This is a genomic window from Methyloprofundus sedimenti, assembly GCF_002072955.1.
Taxonomy (GTDB): domain Bacteria; phylum Pseudomonadota; class Gammaproteobacteria; order Methylococcales; family Methylomonadaceae; genus Methyloprofundus; species Methyloprofundus sedimenti.
On sequence record NZ_LPUF01000001.1, the window covers coordinates 1,378,562 to 1,395,160 of the forward strand.

The following is a 16,599-nucleotide window of genomic DNA, read 5'->3' on the forward strand; positions in this document are numbered from 1 at the left end:
CAGAATAAAGATACAAAATAATAATTAATCTATACACAGGATTTTACACAGACAAATGCAAACAGTTTTTCCATATTTTCAACCTATCATCAGCGTCGCAAGCGGGAGAATTGTCGGTTATGAAGTAATAGCAAGACACATTGATAATCAGCCGCCGCTTGTTTCTGAAGCAGCAATTGCAGTACAAAGCACAGCTTCAGAGGAGCAGGCGAGGGAGCTTGACCGACAGGTACGTTGGCTGGCGTTGCAAAAATTCTCAGCATTGGAGGATAAAACCAGTTACTTAACACTTAATATATCGGCGACGAACATTGATTGTCTAAATAATGTCAAACAATTGCCTACGATTGAGATGCTGGAGAAATTAAAGATAGATAGAAGCCGGGTGATTATAGAGATTACTGATGGCGCGGCTGAAATAGCTAAATTGAAAGAGGCAGTTAAATTATATCGCCGACAGGGCTTGAGAGTAGCAGTGGATCATTACGGTTCGGGCTATTCACAGCTGGATCGAGTCATTGCGCTTAATCCTGATATTATCAAAATTGATATGCGTTTATTCAAGCAGGCGGCAAAAGGAGGGGCTGCTAGTGAGGCCGTGCAACTGCTGACTCGCTTTGGTAAGCGTCAGGGCTATCAAATTATTTGCGAAGGCGTCGAGAGCATGCATGAATTTTTCTTTGGTCTGAGTTGCGGAGCGCAATATATGCAAGGCCGTTTGTTCTCAGCTGCAGAGCTGGAGTTTAAATCTCCCGATTATTATCAACAACATATCTCATCCTTGAGAAATAAGTTCTTGATAAGAAATCTGGCGGATGAACAGAAAAAACTTGATAGATTCAATAAAGTTGAATGTTTAGCCTACAAATTAAAAGAGGCTTTGCAGGATGATTTTAATTTGAATGAATTATCCAGCTGGGGTTTTGAGGATCTTGGCGTGCTTAAGTTTTATTTATGCAATTGCAGTGGTGAGCAAATTTCCCCAGACTTTAACTTCAAGAACAAGCACTGGTACAGCGATGCAAAAAAAATAGGCCACAATTGGTCGTGGCGGTCCTATTGCTATGAAACAATTGCTCTGAATAATTGTGGCATAAATAATCAAGTAGTGATTTCTGACAGTTACCGGGATTATGAAAGTGGCGTTTTGTGCCAGACTTTATCTTTGTATCTGGACAGTGAGAGAATGTTAATGATCGATATGAAATTGAGGTAAATTACATCGACCCCTTATTAGTAAATACAATACCCGTCGGAACATATATGCAAATAAGTATTACCACGCCGGCATTACTGTTTCCAGCTATTTCGGTCTTATTTCTAGCTTATGCAAACCGCTATTTAGCTATTTCGAAAAGAACCCGAGAGTTGCATGGCTTATATAATAAAACACAAAGTTTTTATGCAAAGAAACAGGTTGAAAGCTTAAGAAAGCGCATTCGCCTGATAATTATTATGCAGCTGTTGGCAGTGATGGGTATTATTAGTTGTGTGCTCACCATGGGCCTGATTTTTTTCGGTTTACAAAAAATCGCCAACTACTGTTTTTTAACGGGGATGATCTTGATTGTTTTTTCTTTATTGGTGTCCATGTGGGAATTATTGATTTCAACCCAGGCATTGAATATTGAACTACAGAAAATTGAAGGAGAATGAATTGAATAGCTGGATGATCTTTACTGATCTGGATGGAACTTTACTGGATCATGATGATTACAGTTTTACTCAGGCATTGCCGGCATTAGAAAAAATCAGGCAATTGCAAATTCCTTTGATTATCAACTCCAGCAAAACCTATGCAGAAATAAAAGACATACGTAGAGAACTGGATAATCACTGGGCATTTGCTGTAGAAAATGGCGCTGCTGTTTTTTTGCCTCAGGGCAATTTATCAGGCTATGACAATAACATGCAGCAGATCATTTTAGGTTCACCTCTTGAAGACATTTTGAAAGTCATCAATAGCCTACGTGAACAATATGGATTTTTATTTAAAGGATTTTCTGATTACAGTGTGCAGGCCTTAATGCTTGAAACGGGGTTGACTGAAATTCAGGCGCAGCAGGCAAAGCAGCGATTAGCCAGTGAGCCGGTGAAATGGCTGGATACTCAGGAAAATTTAAACCTGTTTAAACAGGCTTTGCAAAAGCAGGGCTTACAATTAATTAAGGGTGGACGTTTTCAGCATGTGATAGGACAAAATGACAAAAGCCAGGCGATGGCCTGGATGATAAATAAGTTTAGGCTACACCATGTTCATACTATTGCTTTGGGTGATAGTATGAATGATTCCAGAATGTTGGATCTCGCTGATTATGCAGTGGTTATCAGTCAATTAGATGGTAAGCATCTGCAATTGAATAAACGTTCACAGCGGGTTATTTATACGCAACATCCTGCCCCGCTAGGATGGCAGGAGGCAATGACTCAATTAATTACTAATACAATTTTAGGAGAAAGGAATGAGTGATTTTTTTCAGAATGGTACGATTACTACGTTGCATAAATTGAATAAAGATCGGGTAACTGATATGGAAGCCGAACTACAATCATTTGCTGAGCAAAGGCCAATGGGCCTAGTGTTACCTTCCTTATTCTCAGAACTAGAAGGGCCGGCACTGGAATCAATTATTAAAGAGATCAGTCAGGTTCCTTATTTGAATGAAATCATTATTGGGCTTGATAATGCCAATGCTAATGAATTTGCTTATGCCCGGGAATTTTTTAGTGCCTTACCGCAACGGCATAGAATCTTATGGAATGAAGGACCTAGATTACGCAAACTGAATGTGCAATTGATAGAAAAAGGCATAGCGCCCAAAGAGTTGGGTAAGGGGCGTAATGTCTGGTACTGCTATGGATATGCAATTGCTTCAGGACGTTCTGAGGCGATAGCAATACATGATTGCGATATCCTGACCTATAACCGGGGTATGTTAGCGAGTCTGTTTTACCCGGTTGCTAATCCGGCATTTAATTTTGAATTCTGCAAAGGCTATTATTATCGCATGGCAGACGCCAAAATAAATGGCCGCGTTTGCCGTTTGCTAGTGACTCCTTTGCTAAGAACGCTTAAAAAAATATTAGGCCCAATGGATTATCTGGATTATCTGGATAGTTTTCGCTATGCACTGTCGGGTGAATTTGCTACACGCATGGATACTATCAAGGAAATTCGGATTCCCAGTGATTGGGGGCTGGAAATCGGTGTGTTATCCGAAATGTATCGCAATCAATCACGCAAACATATTTGTCAGGTAGAAATAGCCGATGCCTATGATCATAAGCATCAGGAATTATCCCCTGAATATGTAGATGCCGGACTATCCAAGATGAGTATTGATATTGCCAAATCAATTTTTCGCAAGCTGGCAACCGAGGGTGTGGTTTTAAGTAAGGAGGTTTTTAGAACAGTGAAGGCGACATATTATCGTGAAGCACTGGATACAGTTGAAGCCTATTATAATGATGCCTGTTTTAATGGCTTAACATTTGACCGGCATCAGGAAGAAAAAACTGTGGAATTATTTTCTCAGAATATTATTCGAGCGGGTGATACTTTTCTGGAACGACCAAGTGAAACGCCTTTTATTCCCAGCTGGAATCGAGTAGTCAGCGCCATACCGGATATTCTGGATCGGTTGCAGGATGCAGTTGAAGAGGATAATGCGTAGAGCAGGGACTATATCCGGATAGAGTGCCATGGACGGCATTATTTACATCCATCTGTCTGGATTCATGTTGTGCATCCCCCGCACATCCCCTTTCAGGTAAATGCTAATCTACTCCCGGCAGATTAGTCCGGCCTTTCTGCCAAATCGTTAAAAATGTTCTCATATTGATGAGATATAATGCAAATTGTTGTTAGTTTGTAGGGGAATTTTGTGAAAGTTATCTTGATGATCTTGGCCGCTGTTATGAGTACGAGTTGTGCAACTACAGAATTTTCAAAAACAGTTGATTATGTCGATATAAATCGCTTCATGAAAAAATGGTATGTGATCGCAGGTCGATTAACTTTTATGGAGTCAGGTGCATACAACGCTGTTGAGGTATACACTTGGAACAATCAAGAAGATCGAATTGATATTGATTTCACTCTGATTAAAGACTCTTTTGAGGGAAAGAAAAAATCTATTCCTCAAAAAGGATGGATTGAAAATACTCAAACGAATGCGCACTGGAAGGTAAGTCCCTTTTGGCCTTTGAAGTTTAATTACCTCGTTATTGACTTGGCAGAGGATTATTCATGGACTGTCATTGGTGTTCCAGGACAAGAGTGGATATGGATCATGTCAGCAGATTGGAAAATGAATGATGAAACATTGAATATGATAATTAAGCGGGTCTCTGAGATGGGCTATTCTGTAGAGAATATTAAGCGAGTTCCTCAACAGTGGTAGACATAGGGACTCACATACGCTCAACCGGAATGCAGTTAAAATACTACTTTATTTTTCAGCTTTCCGGCCCACGCCGGTTAGCTCTAGGTTATTCCTGTTACTTTTGACTGACGGCAGTGGGCCGGTTACCGATCATTGAGCATAGCCCTATAATTAGCTTAAAACTACGAATCTGGATGGGAGCTTGTCAGCCAACTACGGTCATTCAAAAAACAGCTAGAGTTTATATATTTAAAGATTATTTTTAGTAGATAAACTTTGCTTAAGAATAACAACTTGTTTGGAAATTCAAACATTGAATGTTATCTATATCTGGTTATCTTGCATAAAATACATATTACCTCGTTAAGAGTTACAAGCCTTAAGTATTTTCAATGACGTAGAAATAGCGCTAGAGTGTAAAATAGCCAGACCGAGACAATATAACTTGTTGAAACGTTCTATTTAGCAGGGAGAAGCAGATGAAAACACTATCAATAGTAAACCAGCGCCAGCCACCATTTTCAGCGTGAGCATCGTATGATAAGTATTGATGATATGCGAGCGGGCAGCATGGACAAGGGGGAGTTTTTACTGGAGTACCTGCCTACTATTTCCCTGTCTGACGGCCGTTGTATAGGCGCGGAAGCACTCATCCGGTGGAGGCCGGGAGGCATGTATCGTTCAGCCCGATGACTTTATCCCAGTGATGGAGAACACCCCGCTTTCCGGTCTGCTCACATACTGGGTGATCGAAACGTTGGCGGACGAAATAATAGACTGGTTACGTGCCAACCCAGAGGCCCACATCAGCTTCAATGTACCGCCAGAAATATTGGGTCGCGGCGGTTTGGAGCATGTGGCAAAAAAGTCCGGTTTATTCGAGCTGGCCTCTCAAATCATTATGGAGGTCACTGAGCGGGGAGTGCCAGACTTACTTGGACTCGAGTCGATCAACAACGCCTGGAGGCTGGGCGTCCGGGTCGCTTTAGACGATGTTGCTCTCGTTGGCGGGACCAATCTTGCAATACTGGCACGGTGCAATTTTGACATAACTAAACTCGATAAATCCTTGGCGAACCAGATCAGCCCGCAATGCCCCTCTCCGGAATGGCTCGGAGGTATTACAGCGTTGTTAGGATCGTCGCAGCTGGTGGTAATAGCCGAAGGTGTTGAGACGGAACAGCAGTTAATTGCACTTCGGTCGGCGAACATACAGGCGGCACAAGGTTTCTACTTCTCGCGTCCAATCCCTGCGGAAGATTTTTTTGTTTATTATAAAAGGACAAGATCCATTTAATTTAACCATTGATTATTAAAGCACACAAAACGGCATAGCTGATTTGCGGATAATGGCTCAGAGCCCTTTATACTTTGTACAGTCATAAAACAAGGCGCTCGTTCGGATGAAAACTACGCTACGCTTCGTTTGCACCGCACAGCTTGGTCGTTAAACCTTTTGGAGTGAAAACATTTGGTTATTATTTCTTCGATACTTAATTTTAATCTGACCTCTGACCCCTGACCCAAAATATTGGGGTCTGTTTTTTTTTGTACAATCTGGATAGGAACAAAAAGGGGTCGTAGCCGTTTACAGAAAATAATTTACAGCCTCTTTACTGAGAAAATTCAACGGCAGCTATGGGTCGATAACGGCCTATCTAATGATATTAAACAGACTGGTGCCATATAACTTATGTTACTACCCAGGTTCTACGTTACCAGCGTATTGCAACTACCGTATTAATCCAGTGCCTCCAGCCATGTACATTGGTAAGGGTATAATTTGATCTCTTGAGTACTTTTACTTAGAGCAGTACGCTCAATTAAATCCCGCCAGACACCGGAGTCTGCAATCGTGGGATGAGCGGGTAGAGGTATTGTTTGTGTCTCGTTACTGATATTACTGATAACCAGAATGCGCTGATGCTGGTCGAGGCTAGTCCGCCAAAATGCAAATACTTTATCATTTAATGAAAGTGTTTCCTGATCTGCATTAGGATGAAATGCAGCTTGCTTGCTACGTATATTTAATAGCCGTTTTAATTCATGAAAAATGTCTGCGTGCGGGAGCTCGGGATTGTTTAGTAACTCGAGTAATTCATCATATTGCCATTTACGACGGTTAATTGAACGGGTACGACCCGATTGTTCTACGCCATGATGATCATTCATTGTTGCTGTCAGGCTGTGAATATACAATGCCGGAATACCTTGCAGCGCTATCATAATGGCATGCGCACAGATAAATCTTGATGCCTGATAGTTATCAAGGCCTTGATTGGTGCCTTTGAGTGCATCAAACAGCGCGATATTAATTTCGTAGGGTGATTCCTTGCCGAACTGGTCGGTACGCATACTGACATAGCCATTATATTCATGCATGGCATCGACTAATGTTTGTACTTCTTGTTGTGGCAAAATCCCTTCAGCAGGTCGCAAACCGATACCGTCATGAGATGCCAGAAAATTCAGGTAGGTACAGTTTTTGGGCGAGCGTGGGGTGTCTTTGGTCCACTTGCTTAAATAATGGCTGTTACCATGATGCAGTGCATGCAGTAATAAAGGTGGCAGGGTAAATTGATAGACCATATGCGCTTCATCACTGTTACCGAAATAACTAATGTTTTCACCATTAGGCACATTGGTTTCGGTAATCAGTATCGTTCCTGGCGCAATCACATCGACAATATCTCGGAGTAGTTTCACCACTTCATGCGTTTCACGTAAATTGATACAGCGAGTCCCTGATTTTTTCCATAAAAAGGCTACTGCGTCAAGGCGTATAAAGCGTGAACCTTTAGAAATATACAATAATAAAATATCAATAAATTCAAATAATACATCAGGATTGGCAAAGTTGACATCGATCTGGTCTTCGCCGAATGTTGCCCAGACATGCTTTACACCGTCGAGGGTGCGCACAGGCATTAATACAGGCGTGCTTCGCGGACGTACTACCATTGAGGTATCAGTCTCTTCAGGTTTCTCGATAAAGTAATCACTGCCAGGTTGTTGCTTGCTCAGGTATTGAATAAACCAGAGATTGTCGCGGGACACATGATTAATGACCAGATCAGTCATTAAGCAAAAGTCCTTATCAATGCGCTCTATATCGGACCAGTCTCCAAGAGCCGGATTTACGGTTTTATAATCAATAACTGAAAACCCGTCGTCTGAGCTATACGGAAAGTAGGGCAGTATATGTACGCTATTAATGCTGCCTCTTAAATGCAGGGAGAGAAACTCATACAGAGTTTGCAATGGCCTTTCATTCGCCTGTTGAATACTATCGCCATAAGTAATAAGGATAATATCCTTCTCACTCCAGAGATTTCCAGTGTGTGTTTCAGGATTTTTGGCTTGTTCAATTTTCAAACGGCTGATCAGGCGTTCCATTAACTGTTCAACCAGATGTTCACCATAGAGTAAGTGTAAGCGAGATTCTGCCTTCTGGGTAAACCAGTGGGGCAATTCGTTTTGCTCTGATTTTATTTTAGACATGAATTATATTCCTGATCATTGGGCACTCAGTCGTTAGAAAATAGGTATAAGGTATATCTTCAGCTATATCTGGTCATTTGCTGGTGTTAGCAGCAAATTTAGAGTTCAAGTAATTCAGACATTGCAATAACATTTTTTGCCATTTCTGCTAATGCGATATTTCTATCCATCGCTAATTTGCGAATTGTGTGGTATGCCTCGTCTTCTGAAAATCCGCGTGTTTTAATTAAAATTCCCTTGGCGCGATCAACCAGTTTTCGCTCTTCCAGTTTATCCCTGGTTTTTTCCAGTTCAGCTTTCAGTTGTTGCTGTTCTTTAAAGCGTGCTGCAGCAATGTCAATAATGTTTTTGATACGCTTGCTTTCCAATCCGTTAACGATGTAGGCGCTGATTCCGGCTTGTATTACTTTATTTACCGACTTGCTATCAGAGTCTTCTGAAAAAAGAATAGTGGGGCGAGCATAAACCAGATTCAGTTCTTTAATAAACTGGATCATCTTATCAGTGACTTTTTCACTGTTGAATACTATGACTTCAGGCATTATTTCATTAGAAATTTTATTGATATCAAGTGATTCAGAAAACAGGGTAATGGCCTGAAAATCTAGTTTATTTAGCATCGTTTCAAGTTCTTTACTTTTAGAAAGATACTCAATAACTAAAATTTTGTAAGGGCTCATTATTATGGCTAGGTTGTTTATTCAAAAAGTGTCATTGCAAGTTTATTCGTAATAATAATGAAAAGCATAAAATATGCCATTATATATATCTATTGATAATTAGTGAACAGCATAAAAACTGCAAGTTAGCTGCAATCTTCGAGGATTACTACGCTGTTAAAACTACATTTTGGAAGATCTCATTCCCATGGTCAACGTGGAAATGCGTACGGAAAGCTCATCTTCTCGTGATGCAAAGCGCAGGAGCGATTGGCAATGCACTGTTTTAGTGCTTTTAAATTTTAAGTAACGCACTGAAAGTGGTCGTTTGGCTGCACATCGTTGTCCAAAATTGTAAATTTGAATATTTAAAAGGAAAATGCAAAAAAAAATCATATAAATCAATATGATAACTTTATGGCATGTGTTGTGCTATTGCTATAGTCAATATTACTATTTTGGATTTGATTATGAGCGCACAAGCATTAAACTTTTTTTCATTTTCGGGCAGGATGAAGATTCTGCATACGACCTGGATTGCATTTTTTATCTCATTTGTCGTCTGGTTTAGTCATGCGCCCTTAATGCTGGTGATTGCAGATTCATTAGGTATGAGCAAAGCTGAAATCAAGACTATCCTGATTTTAAATGTCGCTCTGACTATTCCTGCAAGAATAATTATTGGGATTTTAGTTGATAAATTTGGTCCTAAGCGGACGTATTCTATTTTATTGGCTTTGGGTAGTTTGCCTACCTTTATGTTTGCTTTTGCAAATAGCTTTGAGCAACTCGCATTAGCACGATTTTTATCGGGTTTTGTAGGCGCAGGGTTTGTGATTGGCATACGCATGGTAGGCGAGTGGTTCCCTGCTAAACAAGTTGGCATTGCCGAAGGTATCTATGGTGGTTGGGGGAACTTTGGTTCATCTGCAGCAGCGATGACCTTACCCACTTTGGCACTGGTATTTGGTGGACCTGATGGCTGGCGTTATGCGATTGCCACTACCGGTTTGATTGCTTTGGTTTATTCGCTTATTTATTTTTTCAGTGTTAGCGACACACCGAAAGGATCTACCTATTTTAAACCGAAAAAAGCAGGTGCAATGGAAGTCACCAGTATAAGGGACTTATTTTTCTATATTCTAATGACCATTCCCTTATATGCAACGCTGACTTTATTAACCTGGAAATTATCGCCTGCAGGTGTCAGTTTATTAAGCGATTTTTCTGCCTTATTAATTTATATCGGTATCTGGCTATTATTCATTTATAACGTGTATAAAATTGTTCATGTGAATGAAGATCACCTTGCCCAACCCATAGACGACATTCATAAATATAAGTTTAAGCAAGTAGCTATTTTAGATTTAGCTTATTTGATTACCTTCGGTTCGGAATTGGCGATTGTCTCAATGCTACCGATATTCTTTTATGAAACATTTCATGAATCACAAGGGATTACACTGGTGCAAGCGGGTCTTTCTGCATCGGGATTTGCATTTATGAATTTAATTGCACGTCCTGGCGGCGGCTGGATCAGTGATAAGTTTGGGCGTAAATTATCCTTATCAATTTTTATTATTGGTTTGACGTTCGGCTATTATGTCATGTCATTAATTACCCCCGACTGGCCTATATATGCGGTTATTATTTTAACCATGTGTTGTTCATTCTTTGTTCAGGCAGGTGAGGGTGCTGTGTTTGCCATGGTTCCGTTAATTAAACGTCGTATGACGGGACAGATAGCCGGTATGGTTGGTGCTTATGGTAATGTGGGGGCCGTATTATTTTTAACGGTACTCTCGTTTGTTTCTCCATCTATATTCTTTTTAGTCATTGCTAGCGGTGCTTTGATTGTTCTGGTCGCAGTACAGTTTATTGAAGAACCTAAAGGCCATATGGTTGAAGTTCAGGAAGATGGTTCGGTTGAAATGATTGAACTGGATTAGGTTTGTACAATTCAAAGGGTGGGCAGCGCCTTTATTACCCACCGATCATTAGCGTATTTGGCTATTTTTATTTTGCATTCATAAGGTTAGAACCTTAGCCTTTTAGGCGAACAGATTTATCTCGCATAGTCATTATGAGAAATAGAAACTTGTAGGATAGGCAAAGGGCTTTTTCGTGCCCATCTTTTACGGTATTAGTGATGGGCACGGGATAAAGCCCCTTTGCCCATCCTACGGCTGCTCAAGTTTAAGTAGTAAGCTTACATAGTAAGTACTAAATATAGGCAACAGGGCTATTGGCTTTGTATCACCACTTCCAGTCGTCAAACTTTCTAACCCCTCCGTCTTTTAGTGGGTGGTTGTTTAGTTTGTCGGGCAAAAAAAACGCTGCCTACCTTGCATTCTATATGTAAACTGGAAAAATACAGGATGGCTGAAGATCAGCATAAACAAAAGCAATTATGACCGGACAAACACTTAAAATATCTATAGCTTCAGCGAGTGACAAAGGAATTAAAGCCAGGAATGAAGATTTTTTAGGGGCCACAATTCCCGCAGGTGCGCAACTCACACATAAAGGTATTGCCGTCGCCATCGCTGATGGTATGAGTGGCAGTGATGCAGGCCATGAGGCTAGCCATTGTTGCGTAGACAGTTTCTTAAGTGATTATTACAGTACGCCCGATTCCTGGTCTGTTAAACAGGCAGGGCAGAAAATTCTTTCCGCTACCAATTCCTGGCTATATAGCCAGGGTCAACAACGCTACGATTCTGTTAAAGGAATGGTCAGTACCTTAAGTATATTGGTGCTTAAGTCCAACACCGCACATATTTTTCATATAGGTGACTCCAGAATATACCGTCTACGTAAGGGTAATTTAGAGCAGATGACGCGAGATCATCGTGTCTGGATCTCCGATAAAAAAAATTATTTAAATCGCGCTATGGGAATAGAGCCTCGTTTAGAAGTCGACTACAAGGCGTTTCCGCTGGAACAAGGTGATCTGTTTTTTACCAGCACTGATGGCGTGCATGATTTTATTGCCGAAAAAGCGCTTAAGTCATTGTTACAATCCGGGGATGATTTAGAGCACATTGCACAGCGTATTGTGCACCAGGCAAGTGATAATAAAAGTGATGATAACCTAAGCTGTCAGGTGCTTAGGGTAGATGAGATACCGCTTGCTAAAGAAGATGAGGTATTGCGCCGCTATGCAAATTTGCCTTTTCCACCGCCCTTAGACGTGGGCATGGTATTAGATGGTTATAAAATTCAAGCAGAATTGCATGCCAGTAAACGTACTCAGATTTATCGTGCGTTAGACACAAAAACAGGCACACAGGTTATTTTAAAAACACCGTCTGTTTTATATGAAGATGATACTTTCTATATAGAACATTTCTTGCATGAAGAATGGGCCGGGAAACGTATTAACCATGAAAATGTATTAAAAGTATTGGGTACAGACAGGGTGAAAACGTGTATCTATTATGCAACTGAATTTATTGATGGAATAACGCTAAGAGAATGGATTGATAATCATCCGAAGCCCTATATACGAGAAGTGAGGCAAATAGTTGAACAGATTGCCAAAGGCTTGCGAGCATTTCATCGTATGGAAATGTTACATCAGGATTTAAAGCCGGAGAATATCATGCTTGATAAGCAGGGCACGGTAAAAATTATTGATTTTGGGTCAGTAAAAATAGCAGGGATTGCTGAAATGACCCCGTTCGAGAATCAAGAAAATGAGAATGTCTTAGGTACACTTAATTATACAGCGCCTGAATATCATTTGGGTCAGCGCGGTACTGTAAAATCTGATCTCTATTCTTTAGGCGTGATTAGCTATGAAATGATCAATGGCGCTCTGCCTTTTGGTGTCGATATGCCGGAAAAGCCCAATAAAATTAACCTGGCAAAACTCGCTTATGTGCCGAGTTTTCATAAAAATGCTATGGTGCCTATATGGATAGATGGCGCTTTAAAAAAAGCGACGTCTATTTATTCGCAAGTGCGCTATGAGGAAGTCTCTGAATTTATTTATGATTTGTCGACCCCCAATCCGCTGTTTTTAAAAGAGGCAGAGAGGAGTAAGCCGCTTATAGAACGTAACCCGATTACTTTCTGGAAAGTCCTGAGCAGCATATTGTTGCTAATAAATCTGGTTTTGTTTTATTTTGTTTTAAAATGAAAGGTGGTTTTACAAGGCAATCTTAATATTCATAAGCATGCTTTTTATAGCTCTTCCTCATCAATATCCTGTTCTGCAAAATCCGGCAATAAATGCTGCATTCTCACAGGCCAATCCGACCGTTCTTTGATCGTCAAGAAAATCCTGACTTCTTCGGGAGTAAGGCCCAGTTGTGCAAAGGAATGCATGCCAACTATCGCTAAACGTGAGCTAATCAAGGTGGCGCTAAGGGAGTTAGTTTGATTCATGGGTTCGGTTTTAAATTTAAAGGTTCTCAGATAATAAATTTCTATTTTAAATCTTTATAGCCCTTATGACTCTGATAGTTTGTTTGGCTGTGGAAGTTACTTACGCATAGGTAGCCTATCTGAAAATCTATTGCTCCTGCGCTATGACAAAGTGAAATCACTGGGATCTTTAAACCGAGGAACCGCAGTTGACCGCTATAAAACATTATAAGTGATTGAATATAAAATATAATGATCGTAAAGGCTTGTCACCTGTTGGGTAACTATACACTGCTTCACGGTTTTGTGGATAAATCTGCGCACGAAATACTGCGTTATAGCTCTTGCCAAGGGCTACGGCCATTGCCTGCGAGCCGTGCCTTATCTTTCACACTCAGATTTTGCAGAAAATTCGTGCTCAACTGTGGTTTCTAGGTTTAATACTTCCATTGTAAATTTTTACATATTTCAGTCTGTCGATATTAGACAGCTCCTCTGAAATTAGCTGAACCTTTTTAACATTAATTGCCTTGGATATTTTTTCTTTGCAGATCATAGCAAGCACTGGTATCACAGAAGGGGTTCGTAAAAAAGGTATAATAACTGATTAAATAAACACCTCAAGGCGAGTCAGCCTTGATCACTTTCGAGATCATTCTACCTTGGTTAAAAGAGCAAACAACACATTTGAACTTTACCTTTGTGAAAAGCCCTCACAAGGGCGTGATATCGCACGTATTCTGGGTGCTAATCAACGTAATGATGGCTATCTTCAGGGCGATAAAGTGGTTGTTAGCTGGTGTATTGGCCATTTGCTGGAAATGATTCCACCCGATGAATACGATCCCAAGTATAAGCGCTGGTCATTAGACACTTTGCCGATTTTGCCTCAGGACTGGAAAATGTCGGCAAAAAAGTCGACGAGCAAACAATTAACGGTTTTAAAAAAGCTGTTAAAACGTAGCCATAGTGTGGTGATTGCAACCGATGCGGATCGTGAAGGGGAAACGATTGCCCGAGAGGTCCTGGATTATTTTAAATATACCGGTGCAACGCGTCGCTTATGGTTATCGGCTCTGGATACAGTGAGTGTGCAACGTGCACTGAAAGCGATCAGGCCGAGTATAGAAACCGAACCTTTATATCATTCAGGCTTGGCTAGAGGGCGTGCTGACTGGTTAATCGGCATGAATCTCACCCGGGCTTTTACGCTGTTAGTGAATGATCGACAAGTGCGATCAGTCGGTCGAGTGCAAACGCCTACATTAGCATTGATAGTCAATCGGGGTCGTGAAATCTCAAATTTCAAACCAGTCCCTTATTATGAAATTTCAGCTTATTTTAAAACCCATAATGGGATAGCGGGTGAATTGCTGGAAACAAAATGGCAGTTTCCAGAACAAATATCAACAGGGCAGGGCGACGAGCAAAAAAGATGTCTGGACAAGCATGTTGCACAGTCTGTTATTGATCGATGTCAAAATCAACAAGGCCTTGTCACAACTGCAACAACCGCAAGAAAGAAACAGCCACCACCCTTACTTTATAATTTGTCAGGATTGCAGCAAGAGGCTTCGCGTCGCTGGGGATATGGAGCTCTGGAAGTACTGAATCTAGCACAATCTCTTTATGAAACTCATAAACTGACTTCATACCCTAGAAGTGATTGTGAATATTTGCCGCTCAGTCAATTTAATGATGTCAGTACCATATTGCAAGCGCTGTGTAAAAATGATGCGAGTCTTTGTGATCTCATTGCACAGGCTAATAAAGCACAGAAATCCCGAGTCTGGAATGATAAAAAAGTCACGGCTCACCATGCCATTATTCCCACGCAGGCGACACCTGGTATTACTCGTCTCAATGTCAAAGAGTTGAATATCTACAATTTAATTCGACGCCGTTATATTGCGCAGTTTTTTGCTGATTTTGAATACGATCAAAGCACCATCATCGTCACGATTGATACAGACCAGTTTCAAACCAGCGGGCGTATAGCTCGCGTTAAAGGCTGGAAGCAAGCAATTGAAACAGAGAGCAGACAGAGTTTTTCTAAGCCAGCTGGAGAAGATAATAAGCAGGAACTTCCAGCGGTAACAAAAGGCGAACAACTACTTTGTGATCATCTCAAACTGTTAGATAAATTAACCCAGCCACCCAAGCATTATACCGAAGGCACATTGATAAAATCCATGGAAACGATTGGTACTCAGGTGACCGATAAGGTCATGAAAAAGATATTGAGAGAAACAGCGGGATTGGGAACGCAGGCCACCCGAGCCAATATTATTCAAACACTGTTCCAGCGTAAATTTATTATTGCAGAAAAGAAATTGCTCAAAGCAACACAGCTTGGATTTGATTTGATAGATGCGGTCCCTGACACGATCAAAGACCCAGTATTAACCGCGCAATGGGAACAGCAGTTAGATGATATTGCCAATAACAAGGGGCAGGATATTAATGGTTTTTTGCAGCAACAAATTTTGTTGCTCAATGCTATTGTTACGCAGGTTAAAAAGCCACAAACAAAGTATCAATCATCGCCTGTTTCTTCTAACAGCGTAACACCAGCAAGTGCTCATCCAGCCAAACAATACCAGGCAGGTGACCCTTGTCCAGAATGCAGTCATACACTTGAAGTGCGTACTGCTATCCGAGGCAAGAAAATTGGCCAGAATTATATAGGCTGCAGTCATTTTCCAGACTGCCGGTTTTATGCGTGGCCTAGCCTTTAATCAAGGTAAGTCGCAAAATAATAATATAACGCCTAGTTCCCATGCTCTGCGTGGGAATTCATACAGGAACGCTCTGCGTTCCGTGACGCAGAGCGTCACAAACTGCATTCCCACGCAGAGCATGGGAACGAGGTTTTTTTGGGAGGGAGATTTTTGCGAGTTACCTTAATATTATTGCCAGCATATATTTTCCGACGATCTTCTGAGGTAAAGGCGTGCTTCAAATTTATTGTGCCGGACAGGCTCTTATCCAGCCAAACAATACCAGGCAGGTGATTCTTGCCCAGAATGCAGTCATACACTTGAAGTGCGTACTGCTATTCGAGGCAAAAAAAATTGGCCAGAATTATATAGGCTGTAGTCATTTTCCAGACTGCCGGTTCTATGCGTGGTCTGACCTTTAATCAAGAGTTTTACAGTAGTCTGTCTCTGACTAACATTCTGTTGCTGTATGGCCATAGATAAGGCTCTTCTAGCGCCCACAAAAACCGCCAGATCTTTTGCCCGGGTTAATCCCGTATAAATCAGATTACGATACAGCATCTTGAAATGCTGGGTAAGAATAGGAATAATCACCGCCTTAACTGCACTACCCTGAGACTTATATATGGTAATTGCATAAGCCAGATCGAGCTCCATAATATTTTCTTGCTTATAATGCACTTCTCGGTTATCTGGGTAAAAAGACACCAAATATGAGGTTTAGGCTTTGTTATTCTTCATACAAAAATATACCTGACATTGTGCGATTGATATTGTTCTTTTACAATCTATTGTTTGGTTATCATTTTAACACGGGACATATTGAAAACTGTAGGGCGCGGCTTCAGCCCGCCAATGCCAAAGATCATTTAAAGGCGGGCTGAAGCCGCGCCCTACAAGTCTATTGAATGTCCCGTCTTAAGTTTGTAGCCTATTATTTCATGCATTATTCTAAATAAGGGA

The 16,599-nt window shown here is 40.9% G+C and carries 13 protein-coding genes; 9 read left to right on the top strand and 4 right to left on the bottom strand.

Features of this window, described 5'->3' with window-relative positions; all coding sequences use genetic code 11:
* The first annotated feature begins 55 nt into the window (after nucleotides 1-55).
* From AU255_RS06095 to AU255_RS06120, 6 genes are all read left to right on the top strand, one after another.
* Nucleotides 56-1,216: an EAL domain-containing protein gene (locus tag AU255_RS06095; RefSeq protein WP_080522042.1), complete on the top strand. Its 1,161-nt coding sequence runs from the start codon at nucleotides 56-58 to the stop codon at nucleotides 1,214-1,216.
* 47 nt (nucleotides 1,217-1,263) lie between these two features.
* Nucleotides 1,264-1,656: a DUF2721 domain-containing protein gene (locus tag AU255_RS06100; RefSeq protein WP_080522043.1), complete on the top strand. Its 393-nt coding sequence runs from the start codon at nucleotides 1,264-1,266 to the stop codon at nucleotides 1,654-1,656.
* Nucleotides 1,628-2,470, top strand: coding sequence for an HAD-IIB family hydrolase (locus tag AU255_RS06105; RefSeq protein ID WP_143735864.1), 843 nt, complete (start codon nucleotides 1,628-1,630; stop codon nucleotides 2,468-2,470). Before AU255_RS06100 ends, AU255_RS06105 begins: the two co-directional genes overlap by 29 nt.
* Nucleotides 2,463-3,674 carry a glycosyltransferase family protein gene (locus tag AU255_RS06110; RefSeq protein ID WP_080522045.1) on the top strand — a complete coding sequence of 404 codons (1,212 nt, stop codon included), beginning with the start codon at nucleotides 2,463-2,465 and terminating at the stop codon, nucleotides 3,672-3,674. Before AU255_RS06105 ends, AU255_RS06110 begins: the two co-directional genes overlap by 8 nt.
* A gap of 210 nt (nucleotides 3,675-3,884) precedes the next feature.
* Nucleotides 3,885-4,403 (top strand): lipocalin family protein, encoded by a 519-nt coding sequence (locus AU255_RS06115; RefSeq protein ID WP_080522046.1) that lies wholly within the window; start codon nucleotides 3,885-3,887, stop codon nucleotides 4,401-4,403.
* Between the two features lie 658 nt (nucleotides 4,404-5,061).
* Nucleotides 5,062-5,682, top strand: coding sequence for an EAL domain-containing protein (locus AU255_RS06120; RefSeq protein ID WP_269844799.1), 621 nt, complete (start codon nucleotides 5,062-5,064; stop codon nucleotides 5,680-5,682).
* A 443-nt stretch (nucleotides 5,683-6,125) separates the two neighbouring features.
* Here the strand turns inward: AU255_RS06120 and AU255_RS06125 are convergent, their stop codons facing one another.
* Complete coding sequence (locus AU255_RS06125) at nucleotides 6,126-7,886, bottom strand: alpha-amylase family glycosyl hydrolase (RefSeq protein WP_080522048.1); 1,761 nt, start codon at nucleotides 7,884-7,886, stop codon at nucleotides 6,126-6,128.
* A 98-nt stretch (nucleotides 7,887-7,984) separates the two neighbouring features.
* Entirely contained in the window at nucleotides 7,985-8,566 is a 582-nt protein-coding gene (locus tag AU255_RS06130) for an ANTAR domain-containing response regulator (protein WP_080522049.1), read from the bottom strand.
* Nucleotides 8,567-9,015: 449 nt separating this feature from the next.
* Here AU255_RS06130 and AU255_RS06135 point away from each other — a divergent pair, with 449 nt between their 5' ends.
* Complete coding sequence (locus AU255_RS06135; RefSeq protein ID WP_080522050.1) at nucleotides 9,016-10,494, top strand: NarK family nitrate/nitrite MFS transporter; 1,479 nt, start codon at nucleotides 9,016-9,018, stop codon at nucleotides 10,492-10,494.
* A 461-nt stretch (nucleotides 10,495-10,955) separates the two neighbouring features.
* Nucleotides 10,956-12,689, top strand: a complete 1,734-nt coding sequence (locus AU255_RS06140; RefSeq protein ID WP_080522051.1) for a bifunctional protein-serine/threonine kinase/phosphatase — start codon at nucleotides 10,956-10,958, stop codon at nucleotides 12,687-12,689.
* Between the two features lie 44 nt (nucleotides 12,690-12,733).
* On the opposite strand, the gene AU255_RS06145 is transcribed toward AU255_RS06140, so the two are convergent.
* Nucleotides 12,734-12,937, bottom strand: coding sequence for a hypothetical protein (locus tag AU255_RS06145; RefSeq protein ID WP_080522052.1), 204 nt, complete (start codon nucleotides 12,935-12,937; stop codon nucleotides 12,734-12,736).
* A 641-nt stretch (nucleotides 12,938-13,578) separates the two neighbouring features.
* Here AU255_RS06145 and AU255_RS06150 point away from each other — a divergent pair.
* A complete protein-coding gene (locus AU255_RS06150; protein ID WP_080522053.1) occupies nucleotides 13,579-15,654 on the top strand; it encodes a DNA topoisomerase III in 2,076 nt (691 codons plus the stop codon).
* 294 nt (nucleotides 15,655-15,948) lie between these two features.
* Here the strand turns inward: AU255_RS06150 and AU255_RS06155 are convergent, their stop codons facing one another.
* Nucleotides 15,949-16,344 carry an ATP-binding domain-containing protein gene (locus AU255_RS06155; RefSeq protein WP_198942547.1) on the bottom strand — a complete coding sequence of 132 codons (396 nt, stop codon included), beginning with the start codon at nucleotides 16,342-16,344 and terminating at the stop codon, nucleotides 15,949-15,951.
* Nucleotides 16,345-16,599: the final 255 nt, after the last annotated feature.

Excerpts from the sequence above, each read along its gene's own strand:
- AU255_RS06095 (WP_080522042.1), top strand. The coding sequence starts at position 56 with ATGCAAACAGTTTTTCCATATTTTCAACCTATCATCAGCGTCGCAAGC.
- AU255_RS06100 (WP_080522043.1), top strand. The coding sequence starts at position 1,264 with ATGCAAATAAGTATTACCACGCCGGCATTACTGTTTCCAGCTATTTCG.
- AU255_RS06110 (WP_080522045.1), top strand. The coding sequence starts at position 2,463 with ATGAGTGATTTTTTTCAGAATGGTACGATTACTACGTTGCATAAATTG.
- AU255_RS06125 (WP_080522048.1), bottom strand. The coding sequence starts at position 7,886 with ATGTCTAAAATAAAATCAGAGCAAAACGAATTGCCCCACTGGTTTACC.
- AU255_RS06130 (WP_080522049.1), bottom strand. The coding sequence starts at position 8,566 with ATGAGCCCTTACAAAATTTTAGTTATTGAGTATCTTTCTAAAAGTAAA.
- AU255_RS06135 (WP_080522050.1), top strand. The coding sequence starts at position 9,016 with ATGAGCGCACAAGCATTAAACTTTTTTTCATTTTCGGGCAGGATGAAG.
- AU255_RS06140 (WP_080522051.1), top strand. The coding sequence starts at position 10,956 with ATGACCGGACAAACACTTAAAATATCTATAGCTTCAGCGAGTGACAAA.
- AU255_RS06145 (WP_080522052.1), bottom strand. The coding sequence starts at position 12,937 with ATGAATCAAACTAACTCCCTTAGCGCCACCTTGATTAGCTCACGTTTA.